Origin of the sequence: Streptomyces sp. NPDC047917 (assembly GCF_043204345.1) — a bacterium.
In the GTDB taxonomy this organism is placed as follows: Bacteria; Actinomycetota; Actinomycetes; order Streptomycetales; family Streptomycetaceae; genus Streptomyces; species Streptomyces sanglieri.
Window position 1 is genome coordinate 54,876 of record NZ_JBIDCA010000004.1, and the last position, 14,849, is coordinate 69,724.

14 protein-coding genes and 1 riboswitch are annotated in these 14,849 nt (G+C 71.6%); of the genes, 7 read left to right on the forward strand and 7 right to left on the reverse strand.

The features are described 5' to 3' along the window. Positions 1–65: 65 nt before the first annotated feature. Positions 66–1,463, reverse strand: a complete 1,398-nt coding sequence (locus ACGF8B_RS10090) for an APC family permease (protein ID WP_392736564.1) — start codon at positions 1,461–1,463, stop codon at positions 66–68. Positions 1,464–1,832: 369 nt separating this feature from the next. On the opposite strand from ACGF8B_RS10090, the gene ACGF8B_RS10095 reads away from it, so the two are divergent. After that, positions 1,833–2,150, forward strand: a complete 318-nt coding sequence (locus ACGF8B_RS10095; protein ID WP_392736566.1) for a hypothetical protein — start codon at positions 1,833–1,835, stop codon at positions 2,148–2,150. Positions 2,151–2,162: 12 nt separating this feature from the next. Here ACGF8B_RS10095 and ACGF8B_RS10100 read toward each other — a convergent pair whose 3' ends face one another. Next, positions 2,163–2,747 carry a TetR/AcrR family transcriptional regulator gene (locus ACGF8B_RS10100; protein WP_392736568.1) on the reverse strand — a complete coding sequence of 195 codons (585 nt, stop codon included), beginning with the start codon at positions 2,745–2,747 and terminating at the stop codon, positions 2,163–2,165. A gap of 87 nt (positions 2,748–2,834) precedes the next feature. Here ACGF8B_RS10100 and ACGF8B_RS10105 point away from each other — a divergent pair, with 87 nt between their 5' ends. After that, complete coding sequence (locus ACGF8B_RS10105) at positions 2,835–4,037, forward strand: FAD-dependent monooxygenase (RefSeq protein ID WP_392736570.1); 1,203 nt, start codon at positions 2,835–2,837, stop codon at positions 4,035–4,037. Here ACGF8B_RS10105 and ACGF8B_RS10110 read toward each other — a convergent pair. Then, complete coding sequence (locus tag ACGF8B_RS10110) at positions 4,031–4,528, reverse strand: transglycosylase SLT domain-containing protein (RefSeq protein WP_392736572.1); 498 nt, start codon at positions 4,526–4,528, stop codon at positions 4,031–4,033. The genes ACGF8B_RS10105 and ACGF8B_RS10110 overlap by 7 nt on opposite strands. Before the next feature lie 4 nt (positions 4,529–4,532). Next, a riboswitch (cyclic di-AMP (ydaO/yuaA leader) is annotated at positions 4,533–4,718 on the reverse strand. 541 nt (positions 4,719–5,259) lie between these two features. On the opposite strand from ACGF8B_RS10110, the gene ACGF8B_RS10115 reads away from it, so the two are divergent. Next, on the forward strand, positions 5,260–6,924 hold the full coding sequence (locus ACGF8B_RS10115) for an ABC-F family ATP-binding cassette domain-containing protein (RefSeq protein ID WP_392736574.1): 1,665 nt from the start codon (positions 5,260–5,262) through the stop codon (positions 6,922–6,924). 109 nt (positions 6,925–7,033) lie between these two features. Here the strand turns inward: ACGF8B_RS10115 and ACGF8B_RS10120 are convergent, their stop codons facing one another. The 3 genes from ACGF8B_RS10120 to ACGF8B_RS10130 all read right to left on the reverse strand — a co-directional run bounded on the left by ACGF8B_RS10120 (position 7,034) and on the right by ACGF8B_RS10130 (position 10,412). Continuing rightward, positions 7,034–7,702, reverse strand: a complete 669-nt coding sequence (locus ACGF8B_RS10120) for a DUF305 domain-containing protein (RefSeq protein ID WP_392736576.1) — start codon at positions 7,700–7,702, stop codon at positions 7,034–7,036. 101 nt (positions 7,703–7,803) lie between these two features. Next, positions 7,804–8,430, reverse strand: coding sequence for a hypothetical protein (locus tag ACGF8B_RS10125; RefSeq protein ID WP_392736578.1), 627 nt, complete (start codon positions 8,428–8,430; stop codon positions 7,804–7,806). Positions 8,431–8,435: 5 nt separating this feature from the next. Next, positions 8,436–10,412, reverse strand: a complete 1,977-nt coding sequence (locus ACGF8B_RS10130) for a heavy metal translocating P-type ATPase (protein WP_392736579.1) — start codon at positions 10,410–10,412, stop codon at positions 8,436–8,438. A gap of 101 nt (positions 10,413–10,513) precedes the next feature. On the opposite strand from ACGF8B_RS10130, the gene ACGF8B_RS10135 reads away from it, so the two are divergent. Beyond that, positions 10,514–10,918 (forward strand): metalloregulator ArsR/SmtB family transcription factor, encoded by a 405-nt coding sequence (locus ACGF8B_RS10135; RefSeq protein ID WP_342280868.1) that lies wholly within the window; start codon positions 10,514–10,516, stop codon positions 10,916–10,918. 13 nt (positions 10,919–10,931) lie between these two features. On the opposite strand, the gene ACGF8B_RS10140 is transcribed toward ACGF8B_RS10135, so the two are convergent. Further along, positions 10,932–11,756: an alpha/beta fold hydrolase gene (locus ACGF8B_RS10140; RefSeq protein ID WP_392736581.1), complete on the reverse strand. Its 825-nt coding sequence runs from the start codon at positions 11,754–11,756 to the stop codon at positions 10,932–10,934. Positions 11,757–11,813: 57 nt separating this feature from the next. Here ACGF8B_RS10140 and ACGF8B_RS10145 point away from each other — a divergent pair, with 57 nt between their 5' ends. The 3 genes from ACGF8B_RS10145 (at position 11,814) to glpK (ending at position 14,834) form a co-directional block, all read left to right on the forward strand. Next, the gene (locus ACGF8B_RS10145) at positions 11,814–12,287 is read left to right on the forward strand and encodes a MarR family winged helix-turn-helix transcriptional regulator (protein WP_392736583.1); all 474 of its coding nucleotides are present in this window, start codon (positions 11,814–11,816) and stop codon (positions 12,285–12,287) included. Positions 12,288–12,424: 137 nt separating this feature from the next. Further along, positions 12,425–13,270 (forward strand): MIP/aquaporin family protein, encoded by an 846-nt coding sequence (locus ACGF8B_RS10150; protein ID WP_392736584.1) that lies wholly within the window; start codon positions 12,425–12,427, stop codon positions 13,268–13,270. A 46-nt stretch (positions 13,271–13,316) separates the two neighbouring features. Continuing rightward, positions 13,317–14,834 carry a glycerol kinase GlpK gene (glpK, locus tag ACGF8B_RS10155; RefSeq protein WP_392736586.1) on the forward strand — a complete coding sequence of 506 codons (1,518 nt, stop codon included), beginning with the start codon at positions 13,317–13,319 and terminating at the stop codon, positions 14,832–14,834. Positions 14,835–14,849: the final 15 nt, after the last annotated feature.

Here is a 14,849-nt window from a genome sequence, read left to right on the forward strand (position 1 = left end):
GGTGCCCGGCCCGCCCGCGGAGGGTCACCGCCGACGGGCCGGGCACGGCACGGAACACGTCCGGGTCAGGACTGCGCGTCCTCCGGGATGCTGACCAGCCAGCGGGTCTCCTTGCGGGGCCGCAGGTAGAACGCCCAGTAGAGCGTGGCGACCGCGGTGATCCCGCCGGTCCACAGCAGGTACTCGGTCTCCTGCTGGGTGAGGATGTACGCCAGCACGGCGATCAGCAGCACCGGGATCGCGGGCCACAGCGGCATGCGCCAGGCCGGCGCCTCGCGGTGGGCGCCGCGGCGGCAGAGCAGCGCGGCGACGGCGACCAGCAGGTACATCGCGGTGACGGAGACGCCGGTGACGCCGTACAGGGTGTCGAGGTTGACGAAGCAGAGCGCGGCGCCGGGGACGCCGACGACCAGGGTCGCGACCCACGGGGAGCCGAAGCGGCCGAGTCGGGACAGGGCGTTGTTGACCGGTCCGGGCCAGGCCTTGTCACGGGCGGAGGCGAACAGTACCCGCGAGTTCTGGATGACCATCACGATGCCGGCGTTGATGATCGCGAGGGCGACGCAGAGGCTGACGAAGGTGCCGACCGCCGAGTTGGACCAGGCGGCGACCATGGTGTTGAGGTCGCCCGAGGTCAGGGCCGCCAGGTCGGGGGCGCCGAGTGTGATGGCGATGACCGGGACGAGGATGACCGCGGTGGAGATGGCGAGGGTGGCGAGCACGGTACGGGCCACGTTGCGCCGCGGGTTCTCCAGCTCCTCCGAGAGGTAGACGGCGGTGGAGAAGCCCTGGGTGATGAAGAGCGCGATGGCGAGCCCGGAGACCACCATCATCGCGGTGACGGTCGAGCTCCCGCCGCCCGGCGAGGCGACCGTGCCGTGCACCAGGGCCGAGGCGCCGCGCTCGGAGTGGGCGAAGCCGAGCACGGCGACGACGGCGGCCGCGATCACTTCGAGGACGAGGAAGATGCCGGTGATCCACGCGTTGGCGCGCAGGTCCAGCAGACCGGCCAGGGTGGCGAGCACCATCACGCCGGCGCCCGCGACGGAGGCCGGAATGTGCACGATGGGGGCGAGGTAGTCGGCCGTTCCCATGGCGATGACCGGGGGCACGATCATCACGACCAGCAGTGAGAGCACGAAGACGAGCCACCCGGCGAGCCGCCCCGCCATCGTCGACACCATGGCGTACTCACCGCCGGCACTCGGAATGAGCGTGCCCAGCTCCGAGTAGCAGAAGGCGACCGCGATGCAGAGCAGCGAGCCGATGGCGATGGTGAGGGCGGTGTACGTGCCGAGGCTGGAGAACAGGTCCGGTACGACCACGAAGAGGGTCGAGGCGGGCGTCACGCAGGACAGCGTGAGCAGTGTTCCGCCCACGACGCCGATGGAACGCTTGAGCTTCTGTGGAGTGGGGCCGGTCGCTGGTGCGAGCGCCTGGGGAGCGCTGAGCGTTTCGGTCATCGTGCGGTTCCGATCAACAGGTGCGGTGTCCGAGCACGGGAGCGGTATCGCCTCCAGACGAGGACGTGGTGAGTGGTTTCGGCGCTCCCAGCGCGACATGCAATCCCGACGCGTTCCGCAGGTCAAGAGGTGTTCACCTTCGGAATTCGTTGTCCAGGCGGGGAAATTCGACGATTTTCCGCTAACAGCGCGTCAATGTCCGGGGATCGGGTGGTGCGGGAACCGCAGCCCGGCCGGTGGGAAAGTTTCCCCCATTTCCAGCATCCGGAAGGGTGGAGCGACTCCCTGGGCGGGCGGAGCGGCCGGGGTGCGGTCCGGGCACCGGACCCGCGGGTCGCGGATCCGCGGTCTTGGTGCCAGCCTGGAGTCATGGCTTGGGCGTCGTGGACGACTTGCGGGGTGTTCTCGGGGCGCGGTGGCGTGCTCACGGACGAGGTCGGTGTGCTTTCCGGGGACCTGACCGTTCACACGACCTGGGCGGACGACACGGCCCAGGTCACTGTGCAGTACACGGGTGCGATCGACTGGTTCACCATGTCGGGCAGCCCGGTGCCGTGCCGTTCGGAGGAGGAGAGCCGCCGACTGCACGACGCGGTGGTGCGGTCGGTCCGGGACGGGGCTGCGGCGACCGTGCCCGTACTGCCCCGCTCCGAGCCGGACCACGCGGCGGAACCCGCCCCGGAGTGACGCCGGCCCGGATCACCCGGCGGCTTCCCCACCGGGGTCGCGGAGCGCCGCGGCGACCAGACCCGCGATCTCCTCCCTGAGTACGGCTCCCCCGCCGCCCACCAGCCGGTCGAAGACGAGTCCGTCCACGCAGGCCAGCAGTGTGAGCGTGCGGCCCTCGGCGTCGGCGACGCCCTGTGCGTGCAGGAACGCCCGCACCGCCGCACGGGCCGCGTTCTGCCGCGGTACGAGAATCTCGCGCAGTTCCGGGTGGCGCACGCTCTCGACCGCGCAGGCGTAGCGGGCGAGCGACCGTTGCCGCCCCTCGCCGGTCAGCCGCCGTTCGACGAACCCGGCCAGCCCGTCCGTCAGTTCGGCGGCGGCGCGCGGCACCCGCGCCTGCTCGCCGGCCGCCTGCAATTCCGCCTGGTCCTGTGCCACGAGCCGTCGGACGAGCGCGGTGAGCAGCGCCTGACGGGTGCGGAAGTACGCCGAGGTGGTGCCGGGCGGCAGGGCCGCCGCCCGGTCCACGGCCCGGTGGGTCAGGCCCCGCATCCCCTCCTCGGCCAGCACATGGATGGCGGCATCGGCGAGGACGGTCCGTCGGTCTGTGGTCACCACCCCTTTCTACACCTGTAGAGAAGGGGTAGTACGCTCCTTCTACAGCTGTAGAAGGTTGTGACGGGGCATGGGAGGGGACCGGGCATGGGCAACAACGCGGTGGTCGTCGGCGGTGGCATCGGCGGACTGGCCGCCGCGATCGGGCTGCGGCTCGTCGGCTGGGAGGTGACGGTCGTCGAACGCGCCCGCACTCCCGACGACGCGGGCGCGGGCATCTCCCTGCACGCGAACGGCTTGCGCGCGCTGGACGTCCTCGGTGTCGGCGCGGCGGTGCGCGCGGCCGCCCGGCCCCAGTACACCGGCGGCACCCGCACCCCGGACGGCCGTCTGCTGGCCCGCATGGACGGAGCCGCGCTGGAACGCGAGCTGGGGACGCCGATCGTGGGCATCCCCCGGTCCGGGCTGCACCGGCTGCTGCGCGCGGCCCTGCCGCCCGAATCCCTGCTCATCGGGGCCGAAGTGACGTCCGTCGACCGGTCCGACGCCTCGCGGGTGCGCCTGACCGCGGGCGACACCGCGCTGGAGGCGGATCTGGTGGTGGCCGCCGACGGAATCGGCAGCAGGCTGCGCACCCAGCTCTTCCCGGGGCACCCCGGTCCCGCCTACAGCGGCTCGACGGTGCTGCGCGCCATCACCAAGACGCCCGTCGATCTGCGTACCGACTTCGAGCTGACCTGGGGACGGGGGGCCGAGTTCGGCCACATCGCGTTCGCCGACGGCCGGGCCGAGTGGCACGCGGTACTCAACGCGCCCGCCGGGGTCCGGCACCCTGATCCGCTGGGTGAGGTGCGCCGCCGGTTCGGCGGCTGGCACGACCCCATTCCCGCCCTGCTGGCAGCGACCCGGACCGATGCCGTACTGCATCACGACATCAACGAGCTGGTGACTCCGCTCCCTTCGTACGCGGTCGGCCGGATCGCGCTGCTCGGCGACGCCGCGCACGCCATGACCCCGAATCTCGGCCAGGGGGCCTGTCAGGCACTGGAGGACGCGGCGACACTGGCCGCCGCGCTCTCCGGCGGGGCCGGCGTCGAGTCGGCGCTCGTCCGCTACGACGCCGAGCGCCGGCCCCGCAGCCAGTCGGTCGCGCGGGCCGCCCGGCAGGCCGGCCGGATGGGGCAGCAGCTGTCCCGTCCGGTGGCCGTCGCCCTGCGCAATACGGCGCTGCGGCTCGCGCCGTCCCGGGTCACCGTCCGCGCGGTCCTGCGCCATGCCGACTGGACACCGCCGCGGCTGGGCCGACCTCGGGACGGGCCCGGCCGGGCGGTGGTCCGGTCGCCTCAGTAGGCCCCGAAGACGTTGTCGATGGAACCGTACTTGGCGGCCGCGTAGTTGCACGCGGCCGTGATGTTGGCGACCGGGTCGTAGCTGTCCATCGCGGTCCCGGGCACGTGGTAGGCCCGGAACGTCGGCTCGATGACCTGGAGGAGGCCCTTGGACGGCGTCCCGGCGGCGGCGTTCGAGTCCCAGTTGTTGATCGCCCGGGGGTTTCCGGAGGACTCGCGCATGACGTTGCGGTGGATGCCCTCGTAGCTGCCGGGAATGCCGTGCTCGGCCATCACGGCCAGCGACTCCTTGATCCAGCCGTCCAGATCGTTCGTGTACGTCGCGGACGACGCGGCGGGAGCGGTGACGGCGGCGGGCCGCGCCGGGGCCGCCGAGGCGGTGTGGGCGCCGAGCAGGGGGAGGAGCAGGGCGGCCGCGCCCGTGCCCACGGCGATGAAACCGCGGGTCAGCGTGGTGGACCTGCGACGACGGTACGTACCCGTTGCGGGCATGGTGGATTCCTCTCCGTCGCCTGCGAGGTGAGCTGTCGGGTTCAGGCTGGAGATGCCTGGCCGCGCATCTGCGTGGCTTCACCCCGAGCCGTTCCGGATTCCGGACCGGCGGCTTACCTGGGTTCCCCGCTCCTGCCGTACACGAGTGGTCGGATTGCCGGACAGCGGCAGGATTCGGCGTTCCGTCCGGATTGACGGTGACCGTAAGCGAGAAGAACCGAAGCGGACAAGACCCCAATTTCCGAATGCAATTCACCCACAAGATCGAGTAACGGGAATTTCGGTAATCCACCTCACACCGCGCGAACCACTCCCCTTGTGCGGAAAGGGAACCGAACCGCGCGGGGCGGTATCCGGTGGGCCGGACGTGACTCGCGCCACGAATTCACAAATGCGGGCATTTCGCCCGCACCTTCCGGCGCCCGCTCCGGGACCCAATGACATTGCCCTTCCGTCACCCCGTCGTTTACAGTTCTGAGGTCCTGTTGTCTCCGATTGAGGTGGACGTTGCGCATCTGAGGTTCGCGAACATCGCGCCGTACGGCTTTGCCCGTACGCCCGTCACGCCGTAGCAGTGCTTCGCGCTGCCCGTGACCCCGCGTGGATGCGACCTCGGTGCCTGAGCCGTCCCCCGATCTTCAGGACCGCCGCACCTCTTCCCATGGCCCGGTCGCTGCGTGGTGCTCGCATACGAAGCCCCCTTCACCGCGCTTGCGAATGCGAGGAACACCATGGCGACTCCCACCACCCCTCATGCCTCTCTCACCTGCTCCGCCCTGACCTTCCGGTGGCCGGACGGCACCACCGTCCTCGACGGGCTCTCGCTCAGCATCGGCCGGGGACGCGTCGGCCTCGTCGGCAACAACGGCGCGGGCAAGTCCACACTCCTGCGACTGTTCGCCGGCCAACTGCACCCGTCCCAGGGGTCGGTGACCGTCGGTGGCAGCCTCGCCCACCTTCCGCAGAACATCACCCTCGACACGACACTGCGGGTGGACCGGGCCCTGGGCATCGCCGAGCGGCGCGAGGCGCTGCGCGCCGTCGAGGCCGGGGACGTCGACGAGAAGCACTTCGAGACGATCGGCGACGACTGGGACGTCGAGGAACGGGCCCTGGCGACACTGGGCTCGCTCGGCCTCGGCGGCATCGAACTCGACCGCACCGTGGGCCAGTTGTCCGGCGGGGAGACCGTCCTGCTGAGACTGGCCGCGCTGCTGCTGGAGCGCCCCGACGTCCTGCTCCTGGACGAGCCCACCAACAACCTCGATGTGCTCGCCCGCCGCAGGCTCTACGAGGCCGTCGACTCCTGGCGCTCGGGGGTACTGGTCGTGGTCAGCCATGACCGCGAACTGCTGGAGCGTGTGGACCGCATCGCCGAACTGCGCACCGGCTCGGTGAACTGGTACGGCGGTGGCTGGTCTGCGTACGAGGAGGCCGTGGCCGCCGGGCAGGAGGCCGCCGGGCGGATGCTGCGGGCCGCCGAGGCCGATGTGCGCCGCCAGAAGCGCGAACTGGAGGAGACCCACCTGAAACTGGCCCGGCGTCAGAAGAACGGCCGCAAGGCGGAGACCGAGGGCGGCCTGCCCAAGATCCTGGCCGGCCGCCGGAAGCGGTCGGCGCAGGAGTCGGCGGGCAGGCTCCGCGGCGTCCACGAGGAACGGCTCGGTGAGGCACGCGAACGCCGGGAGGAGGCCGCCGCCGCGGTCCGCGACGACGCCGAGATCCGCGTGAGCCTCCCGCACACGGCGGTGCCCACCGGACGCACCGTGCTGAGCCTGCACGGCCTGCGTCCCCGCTTCGGCAGGCTGCGCGAGGGCAGCCTCCAGGTGAACGGGCCCGAGCGGATCGCGCTCGTCGGTCGGAACGGCGCCGGGAAGACGACTCTGCTGCGCACCCTCACCGGTGAGCTGGCCCCGCTGTCCGGCGAGGCCAGGACCTTCGTACCGGTGCGGTTCCTTCCGCAGCGGCTCGATGTGCTGGACGAGGAACTGAGCGTCGCGGCGAACGTGGCCCGGACGGCGCCCGGGGTCACCGACAACCACATCCGCGCCCAGCTCGCCCGTTTCCTGTTCCAGGGCAAACGCGCGGAGCAGCCTGCGGGCACCCTGTCGGGCGGGGAGCGCTTCCGGGCCGCCCTCGCGGCGACGATGCTCGCCGCACCGGCCCCGCAGCTGCTGATGATGGACGAGCCGACCAACAACCTGGACATCGCCAGTGTGCGTCAGCTGACCGGTGCGCTCGACTCCTACGAGGGCGCGCTGCTGATCGCCAGTCACGATCTGGCCTTCCTCGGATCGGCCGGCATCACCAGGTGGCTGCTGGTCGACGAGGAGTTGCGGGAGACGAGCGCGGAGGAGGTGGCCGAGCTGCTCACGGCGCCGGAGGCCGCCGTCTGACGGTCGGCGGCGAGGCGCTTCCCGTACCGGCCGGACCACGTGGAGGTGGGTGGGCCGGGAGAAGGGGGTGCGGGCCGCCGGACGGCCGGGGCCCGCACCCCTGCCGGGATCAGAGCCTGTCGATGATCTTGTTCATCTGCTCGATCTCGGCGGTCTGGGCCGTGACGACGGCACCGGCGAGCTTCTTCGCATCGGCGTTGCCGCCGTTCTTCTGCTCGTCCTCGGCCATGGTGACGGCGCCCTGGTGGTGCCCGATCATGAGCTGGGCGAACTTCTTGTCGAAGTCCCCGCCCTTGGCGGCGGCCAGATCGTCCATGTCCTTGCCGGACATCATTCCGGGCATCCCCGAACCGTCCGAGCCGTGGTCCATCCCGGGCATGTCACCCATCGAGGACGAGGGCAGCGGCTTGCCCCACGACGTCAGCCAGCCCTTCATCGTGTTGATCTCGGGGTCCTGGGCCTTCTCGATCGCGGTGGCCAGCTTCTTGATCTCGGGGTCGGCGGCGCGGCCGTCGGCCAGCTTCGCCATCTCGATGGCCTGCTGGTGGTGCGGGATCATCTGCTGTGCGAACTTCACGTCGGCGTCATTGAACTTGCCGCCGGGGGTGGCCGGTGCGGAGGCACCCGCCGAGCCGTGGTCCATGTCGGGCATGGACGATCCGTCGGACTTCGAGCCGTCGGAGGAGCCGCAGGCGGTCAGTGCCAGCGCGAGGACGGCGACGGTGCCGGCGGCCGCGAGGGTGCGGCGACGGGCGGCGGAGAAACGGGAAGCGGACATCACAGGTTCTTTCCAGGTGGCTGCGCCACGTCCGTGGCGCGCGAAACGGGCAGGTTCGCGACCGGTCCGGCCCCGGAGGGCCGTGGACCGGCGGAGGCCTGTCACGTCCGCGCGACGCACACCTGGAGCAGCAGCTCTCTTCCGGCGAACGGTGGTCCCCGCCGGGCCGGACCGCGTACGGCGGCACGGCGCCCGGTCAGCGCCCGGACGGCGAGGAGCACCAGGCCCAGCGCCATCAGGAGCGGCAGCACCCGGTCACGGGCATGGGTGAATACGCACGACTCGCCGTTCATCACGGGCATCGTGTCCGCCGCCCGGGCGGGACCGTGCTCGCCCCGCACGGCGATGTGTCCCGCGCCCACCTGCGCGGCTCCCGGTGCGGGCGCCGTCACGGCCATCGTGTCGTGGCAGCCGTCCGCGGCGCTCGCGGGTGCCCCGTGCATGAGGAACAGCCCGAGCAGGACGGCACAGAGCACCAGCGGCCGGGACGTTCCCGGTGTGCGTGTCCGTCCGCGATCCACGGCTGCCTCGAATTGCTCGGTCGTACGGGTCGTCGGGTCCTGCGGTGCGCGTCCGACGATACCCCCACCGGGTTTCCCGTCCGTCGACGCCCCGCCCCTGCCGCTCGCCCTGCCGGTCACCGCGCCCCGGAACGTGCGCCCGGGGCCGACGAAGACCATGCGGGCATCGGCGGCGGGCGGGCCGAGCGGCCGCGGCGATGCCCGCACCCGGCTCAGTGACGGCTCTCGGCGCGCGTCCAGGCGGCGTCGCGGAGCAGGCGCAGACCATTGAGGCCGACGATGACGGTGGAGCCCTCGTGCCCGGCGACGCCCAGCGGGAGCGGCAGTGTGCCGACCAGGTCCCAGACGACGAGTCCGGTGATGAAGACCGCCGCGATCACCAGGTTCTGCACGACCAGGCGGTGGCACCGCCGCGAGAGCGCCACGGCGGTGGGGACGGTGGCGAGTTCGTCGCGGACCACGACGGCGTCGGCGGTCTCCAGGGCGAGGTCGGAGCCGGCCCTGCCCATGGCGACGCCGACGTGGGCGGCGGCCAGCGCGGGGGCGTCGTTCACACCGTCGCCGACGACGAGCACCTTGTGCCCGACGCTCTCCATCCCTCTGACCGTGTGCACCTTCTCCCGCGGCAGCAGACCGGCCCGTACGTCCTCGATCCCGACCTCGGCGCCCAGCCGGGCGGCGGCGCGCGGGTTGTCCCCGGTGACCAGTACCGGCGTTCGGCCGGTGAGTCCGGTGAGGCGGGCGACGGTGGCGCGGGCGTCGGTGCGCAGCCGGTCCGCGATGCCCAGGACGCCGACGGGCGTGCCGTCGAGTAGGACGAGTGCGGCGGTACGGCCGTCCGCCTCCAGACCCGCGGCGAGTCCGGCGGCCGGTCCGGCGGTACCGGGACGGACGTCCAGCAGGCGCGCCGGGCTTCCGACGGCGACCGTGCGGCCGTCCACGGTGGCGGTGACGCCGGTGCCCGGGGCGGAGGTGAAGTCCGCCGCCGGGGGCAGGACGAGCCCCCGGGTGCGAGCGGCCTCGGTGACGGCACGGGCGAGGGGGTGTTCGCTGGGGTGCTCGGCCGCAGCCGCCAGGATGAGCAGGGCGTCCTCGGTCAGGCCCGAGGACCGGAGCGGACGGATGTCGGTGACCCGCGGGGTGCCTTCGGTCAGGGTGCCGGTCTTGTCGAGCGCGACGGCGTCGATCCGGCCGAGGCGCTCCATCACCACGGCGGACTTGATGAGGACCCCGTGCCGTCCGGCGTTGGCGATCGCGGACAGCAGCGGCGGCATCGTGGCCAGCACCACGGCGCACGGCGATGCCACGATCATGAAGGTCATCGCCCGGAGCAGCGTCGGCTGCAGTGCCGCGCCGAAGGCCAGGGGCACGGCGAACAGGGCGACAGTGGCGGCCACCATGCCGATCGAGTACCGCTGTTCGACCTTCTCGATGAACAGTTGGGTGGGGGCCTTCGTTCCGGAGGCCTCCTCGACCATGGCCACGATCCGGGCGATCACCGAATCGGACGGGTCGCGCTCCACGGTCACCCGCAGCGCCCCGGTGCCGTTCAGGGTTCCCGCGAAGACCTCGTCGCCGGGCTCCTTGGTCACCGGCAGCGGTTCACCCGTGATGGTCGCCTGGTCGACCTCACTCGCCCCGCCGAGGACCCGGCCGTCGGCCCCGACACGTTCTCCGGGACGCACCAGGATCACGTCCCCGACCCTCAACTCCCCGGTGGACACGGCCTCTTCGGCTCCCCCGGCGCCGAGCCGGGTGGCCCTCGCGGGGGCGAGGTCGAGCAGTCCGCGCACCGAATCCGCCGTCCGCGCGGTGGCGAAGGCCTCCAGGGCTCCCGAGGTGGCGAAGATGACGATCAGCAGCGCGCCGTCCAGTGCCTGGCCGATCGCCGCCGCTCCGAGCGCCGCGACGACCATCAGCAGGTCGACGTCGAGGGTCTTCTCCCTGAGCGCCCTCAGCCCTTCCAGGCCGGGCTCCCAGCCGCCGGCGATGTACGTCAGCGCGTACAGCGGGCCCCAGGCCCACCACGGGGCGCCGAGCAGGTGCAGGGGCAGCGCGGCCAGGAACAGCAGCAGCGCGGTCGCGGCCCAGCGGGCCTCCGGAAGGGCCAGGATCCGGGTGCGCCGCCCGGCGCCCCTCGTTCTGACCGGTCCGGCGGGCGCGGCCGGGCGGGTGAGGGTGGAAGACATGAGCGCGATCCTTCACGCGAGCGGGCGGAGTGGTTCGACCTCCGCACCATACAGGATCACATGAACACCCATTCATGTATGTATCTCCGTAGGATGAGGGCATGGGCCACGGAGTTGACGCGAAGACCGCTGCCACCGCGCGCGAGCGCCTCGACGCGGTGGGGGCCGGCGATGTGGCGTCCACCCTCCAGGCCCTGGCCACCCCGTCCCGGCTCCGCATCCTGGCCCGCCTCCAGGAGGGCCCCTGCCCCGCGACGGAGCTCGCCGACGCGGTCGGGATGGAGCAGTCCGCCTGCTCCCACCAGCTGCGACTGCTGCGCAACCTCGGCCTGGTCACCGGTGAGCGACGGGGCCGCTCGGTGATCTACGCGCTGTACGACAACCACGTGGCCGAACTCCTCGACCAGGCGCTCTTCCACGTCGAGCACCTGCGCCTGGGGCTGCACGACGCCCCGGCGCGGGCCGCCGCGGAGGCGGACGGCGCGGTGGCCGCCGCCGCACGCTGACCCCGGCACCGCCCTACCCGGCGCGCAGGCCCGCCAGGAAGTCGCCGAGAATCCCACCGAAGGCGTCCGGCTGCTCCATGTTGGGGTAGTGGGCGGCGCCCTCGACGATCACCTCCCGCCCGTCGGCGACCGTCCGCACCAGGCGCCGGGCCATGGCGAGATGATCCGCCCCGTCGATGCCGCCGTTGACCGCCAGGACCGGGACCTCGATCCCGGCCGCCCGCGCCCAGGTGCCGGGGACGGGCACCCGCAGGTCGGGCTCGTCCCCGCGGTGCTTGGACAGCGTCAGCGCCACCATCTCCCGGAGCCGTCGCACGACGGTGCCGTCGACGTCGTCGAGGGTGCGGTGCGGGCCCGCCGCGAAGAGCATGAAGGCGTCGGTCCACCCCTCGATGTCGCCCTCGTCCAGCGCGCGGGCCTGTGCGGCCAGGACCCGCCCGCACCAGGGGTCGACGAATTCGGGCTCGCTGGTGCCCGCCCCGCTGACGACCAGCGCACGCACCAGATCCGGATGTTCGAGGGCGGTGTCGACCGCGGTGGCGGCGCCCATCGACAGCCCGGCCAGGACCGCGGGCCCGGTGTCGAGGTGGCGCAGCAGTGCGGCCACGTCGTCGGTGTGGCGGAAGGGCCCGGTCCCGTTGGCCGATCCGCCGTGTCCGCGGGCGTCCGGCACGATCACGCGGTGACGGCGGGCGAGCTCCGGCACCTGGTCGTCCCACATCCGGTGGTCGACGAAGCCACCGTGCAGCAGCACCAGCGGCGGGCCGTCGCCGATGTCCCGGTAGGCGAGGCACCCGTCCCCGGTCTCGATGAAGTTCAGCTCGGAAGCAGCATTCATGACAACCAAGGTGCCATTCCCTGGCCACATTGACAACCTAGGTGTCATCATTGCCGGATGACCGACATCGATCCGCCCCTGGCACCCGAGGAACTGGCCCACCGGCTGACGGAGGTCTTCGCCCTGGTCGGCCCGCTCTACCGGCGGGTGCAACGCAAGGTGGAGCAGGCCGCCCCCATCGAGGGCCTCTCCGTCGGGGTGCGCGCCGTACTGGACCTGCTGCGTGAGAACGGGCCCATGACGGTCCCGCAGATGGGCCGGGCACAGGCGCTGAGCCGGCAGTTCGTGCAGCGCATGGTCAACGACGCCGCCGCGGCGCGACTGGTCGAGATCACCCCGAACCCCGCGCACCAGCGGTCCTCGCTGGTCCGGCTGACCGGGAGCGGGCGGACGGCGATCCTCGCGGCCCTGGCCCGCGAGGAGTCGCTGCTGCGCCAGGTGGACGGGGAGCTCACCGACGCCGATGTGACGGCCTGCGTACGGGTGCTCGGCCGGATGCTGGCGGCCTTCGACCACGTCGACATCGACTGAGTCCGGGCCCGGTTCCTGCCCGGGAAGGGGCGGGAACCGGCGGGTCCGCCACCGCATGCGGATCCAACTGCCCCCGTCTACGCTCGGATGTGGATCTGTGCCGCAGAGGTCGTGAATCGACAGGAAGCGAGATCCCCATGGAGCGGCTCAAGCGGTCGGGACTCGTCGGGGAGCTCTCCGCGGAGTTCCTCGGCACGATGATTCTCATCCTCTTCGGCTGCGGGGTGGTGGCCCAGGTCGCGGCGGGCGGTGCGCTCACCGATCCGCCGGGCGGCCTCGGGAATCACGACAGCATCGCCTGGGCATGGGGCCTCGGAGTCACCCTGGGTGTCTATGTGGCGGGCCGGCTCAGCGGAGCCCATCTCAACCCCGCCGTCACCCTCTCCCTCGCCGCGTTCAAGGATTTTCCCTGGAAGAAGGTGGCACCGTACTCGCTGGCCCAGGTCATGGGGGCGTTCGTCGCGGCGCTGCTGGTGCGGTGGAACTACACCGAGGCGCTGGCGAAGGCGGACCCGGGGCACACCATCAAGACACAGACGGTGTTCTCCACCCTGCCTGCCAACGGCAACCCCGCGCTCCCGGTGCACGAATGGGGTGCGCTGCGGGACCAGGTCATCGGCACCGCGATCCTGGTGCTGCTGATCTTCGCGGTCACCGACCTCCTCAACACCCCGCCGGGTGCCAATCTCGGACCGTTCATCGTGGGTCTCATCGTGGTGGCCATCGGCATGGCGTTCGGCACCAACGCCGGATACGCCATCAACCCGGCCCGTGACCTCGGCCCCCGGCTCGCGAGCTTCCTCACCGGCTACGGCGGGGCGTGGCGGGATCAGTACGGGAACTTCTACTTCTGGGTGCCGATCGTCGGCCCGCTGGTCGGCGGTCCGCTGGGGGCCTTCTTCTACAAGGTCTTCATCAGCCGTTTCCTGCCCTCGGCGGAGGCCGAGCCGGAGGGGAGCATCCCCGTACCGGCGGAGAAGTGACGCCCGGCTCCATCACCGGGCCCGGACTCAGGAGAGGCAGCATGCCATGGCGGACTTCGTCGGCGCAGTGGACCAAGGCACCACCAGCAGCCGCTTCATGATCTTCGATCACGGTGGCAACGAGGTGGCCAGACACCAGTTGGAGCACGAGCAGATCCTGCCCCGTCCCGGCTGGGTGGAGCACGATCCGGTGGAGATCTGGGAGCGCACCAACTCGGTGATGCAGAACGCCCTGCGCACCGGCGGTCTCAGCGGCACGGACCTCGACGCCATCGGGATCACCAACCAGCGCGAGACGACCGTCGTGTGGGACCCCCGCACCGGCCGCCCGTACTGCAACGCGATCGTGTGGCAGGACACCCGTACCGACTCGATCGCCAAGGCCCTGGAGAACGAGGGGCACGGCGACGTGATCCGGCGCAAGTCGGGGCTCCCGCCGGCCACTTACTTCTCCGGCGGGAAGATCAAGTGGATCCTGGAGAACGTCGAGGGGGTGCGCGAGGCCGCCGAGCGGGGACACGCGGTGTTCGGGAACACGGACTGCTGGGTGTTGTGGAATCTCACCGGCGGCCCCGACGGCGGCACCCACGCCACCGATGTGACCAACGCCAGCCGGACGATGCTGATGAATCTGGAGACGCTCGACTGGGACGACGAGCTGCTGGACATCTTCGGCATCCCCCGGGCGATGCTCCCGGCGATCAACCCCTCCTCCGACGCCGGGGCGTACGGCCGCACCCGCACCTCCCGCCCGCTGCGGGCCGCGGTCCCGATCACCGGAGTGCTCGGCGACCAGCAGGCGGCCACCGTGGGGCAGGTGTGCTTCGAGCCGGGCGAGGCGAAGAACACGTACGGCACCGGCAACTTCCTGCTGCTCAACACCGGGACGAAGCTCATCCGGTCCCGGCACGGGCTGCTCACCACGGTCGCCTACCGGTTCGGGGAGAGTCCGGCGGTCTACGCCCTGGAGGGTTCGATCGCGGTCACCGGATCGGCGGTGCAGTGGCTGCGCGACCAGATGAAGATCATCACCGATGCGGCGGAGAGCGAACGGCTGGCCCGGTCCGTCGCGGACAACGGCGGGATGTACTTCGTACCGGCCTTCTCCGGGCTCTTCGCCCCGTACTGGCGCTCGGACGCCCGGGGCGCCATCGTCGGACTGGCGAGATACAACACCAACGGCCATCTGGCACGGGCCACTCTGGAGGCGATCTGCTACCAGAGCCGGGACGTGGTGGAGGCGATGGAGCAGGACTCCGGTGTCCATCTCGATGTGCTCAAGGTCGACGGCGGGGTCACGGCCAACGACCTGTGCATGCAGATCCAGGCCGATGTGCTCGGTGTCCCCGTCAGCCGTCCGGTGGTCGCCGAGACGACCGCGCTCGGTGCCGCCTATGCCGCCGGCCTGGCCACCGGTTTCTGGCGGGACCTGGGCGAACTGCGGGAGCACTGGCAGGAGTCGAAGCGCTGGAAGCCGCAGTGGAGCGAGGAGCAGCGCACCGAGGGGTACGCGAACTGGAAGCGGGCGGTGGAGCGCACCCTCGACTGGGTCAGCGTGGGATGACGGTCCGTGCGGGCG

Excerpts from the sequence above, each read along its gene's own strand:
- ACGF8B_RS10090 (WP_392736564.1), bottom strand. The coding sequence starts at position 1,463 with ATGACCGAAACGCTCAGCGCTCCCCAGGCGCTCGCACCAGCGACCGGC.
- ACGF8B_RS10095 (WP_392736566.1), top strand. The coding sequence starts at position 1,833 with ATGGCTTGGGCGTCGTGGACGACTTGCGGGGTGTTCTCGGGGCGCGGT.
- ACGF8B_RS10105 (WP_392736570.1), top strand. The coding sequence starts at position 2,835 with ATGGGCAACAACGCGGTGGTCGTCGGCGGTGGCATCGGCGGACTGGCC.
- ACGF8B_RS10110 (WP_392736572.1), bottom strand. The coding sequence starts at position 4,528 with ATGCCCGCAACGGGTACGTACCGTCGTCGCAGGTCCACCACGCTGACC.
- ACGF8B_RS10115 (WP_392736574.1), top strand. The coding sequence starts at position 5,260 with ATGGCGACTCCCACCACCCCTCATGCCTCTCTCACCTGCTCCGCCCTG.
- ACGF8B_RS10120 (WP_392736576.1), bottom strand. The coding sequence starts at position 7,702 with ATGTCCGCTTCCCGTTTCTCCGCCGCCCGTCGCCGCACCCTCGCGGCC.
- ACGF8B_RS10130 (WP_392736579.1), bottom strand. The coding sequence starts at position 10,412 with ATGTCTTCCACCCTCACCCGCCCGGCCGCGCCCGCCGGACCGGTCAGA.
- ACGF8B_RS10135 (WP_342280868.1), top strand. The coding sequence starts at position 10,514 with ATGGGCCACGGAGTTGACGCGAAGACCGCTGCCACCGCGCGCGAGCGC.
- ACGF8B_RS10140 (WP_392736581.1), bottom strand. The coding sequence starts at position 11,756 with ATGAATGCTGCTTCCGAGCTGAACTTCATCGAGACCGGGGACGGGTGC.
- ACGF8B_RS10145 (WP_392736583.1), top strand. The coding sequence starts at position 11,814 with ATGACCGACATCGATCCGCCCCTGGCACCCGAGGAACTGGCCCACCGG.
- ACGF8B_RS10150 (WP_392736584.1), top strand. The coding sequence starts at position 12,425 with ATGGAGCGGCTCAAGCGGTCGGGACTCGTCGGGGAGCTCTCCGCGGAG.
- glpK (WP_392736586.1), top strand. The coding sequence starts at position 13,317 with ATGGCGGACTTCGTCGGCGCAGTGGACCAAGGCACCACCAGCAGCCGC.